A 1,343-nucleotide genomic window follows, 5' to 3' on the forward strand; every position below is an offset into this window, starting at 1 on the left:
GGGTCTGTCAGTAATTTCGTGTTTAGGGCATAACATACCGCCAAGGAGTATGTATGCCACGCAAACCCAAGACCCCGCTGGCCGAGTTGCCGAGCATTCCCGCAGATTTACTGAAGTCGTTCGGTGACGGCCCGATGACGGCCGAAGCGATCAATGCCGCGTCGTTGGCATTTAAGAAGGCGCTGATCGAACGTGCGCTGGGGGGAGAGCTCAATCACCACCTGGGCTATCCCTCTGGGGCGGCTAAGCCCGCAGAAGTGTCCAACCAGCGCAATGGTAAAGGTGCCAAGACCGTCATGACCGAGGACGGCTCGATCCGTATCGAGGTCCCTCGCGATCGAGACGGCAGTTTTGCTCCGTTACTCATCCCGAAGCACGAACGGCGTTTTACAGGCTTTGATGACAAGATCATTGCCATGTATGCCAGAGGCATGACGGTGCGCGAGATTCAAGGTTTTTTGCAAGAACAGTACAGTACCGAGGTCTCGCCCGAGTTCATCAGCTCGGTGACCGACGAGGTGATGGCAGAGGTGACTGCCTGGCAGGCGCGTCCGCTCGAGCCCATGTATCCCGTCGTGTTTTTTGATGCGCTGCGTGTAAAGATCCGCGATAACGGCATCGTGCGCAACAAGGCCATTTATCTGGCCTTGGGTGTGCTTCCCGATGGCACACGCGATATCCTGGGACTGTGGATCGAGGGTACCGAAGGCGCCAAGTTCTGGATGCGGGTCTTCAACGACTTAAAGACCCGTGGGGTCCATGACATCCTGATCGCCGTCACCGACGGCCTTAAAGGGATGCCCGAGGCGCTGGGTGCGGTCTTCCCGGCCACCACGTTGCAGACCTGCATTGTCCACCTGATCCGCAATAGCCTGGACTATGCAAGTTGGAAGGATCGCAAGGCACTGGCCGCCGCCATCCGCCCGATCTATACGGCCCCAAGCGCCGAAGCCGCTCTGGCCGAACTCGAGACATTTGAGCAAGGGCCATGGGGACAGAAATTCCCCGTCGTGACCCGCGCATGGCGCCATGCTTGGGATCGCGTCATACCGTTCTTTGCGTTTCCACCCGAGGTGCGTAAAGTCATTTACACGACCAATGCTATTGAGAATATTAATGCGCAGCTACGCAAAATCATCAAAACCAGAGGGCACTTCCCCAACGATGATGCCGCTACCAAACTCCTCTGGCTGGCTCTGCGCAATATCACCGCCGATTGGGGACGACCGGCCCGTGATTGGAAACAGGCCATGATCCAGTTTGCTATCCTCTATGAGGATCGCTTCGTCCGTCCTTCCATTTGATTTTTAACCCGCCTTAAACACGGAATTTCTGACACCCCC

General features: G+C 56.7%; 1 protein-coding gene. It reads left to right on the forward strand.

What is annotated here, in order from left to right:
- Nucleotides 1-53 precede the first annotated feature (53 nt).
- Nucleotides 54-1,304: an IS256 family transposase gene (locus GOQ25_RS18110; protein ID WP_160351881.1), complete on the forward strand. Its 1,251-nt coding sequence runs from the start codon at nt 54-56 to the stop codon at nt 1,302-1,304.
- The last annotated feature ends 39 nt before the right edge of the window (nt 1,305-1,343 follow it).

It is taken from the genome of Bordetella sp. 15P40C-2, from assembly GCF_009763235.1.
GTDB lineage: Bacteria > Pseudomonadota > Gammaproteobacteria > Burkholderiales > Burkholderiaceae_B > Bordetella_A.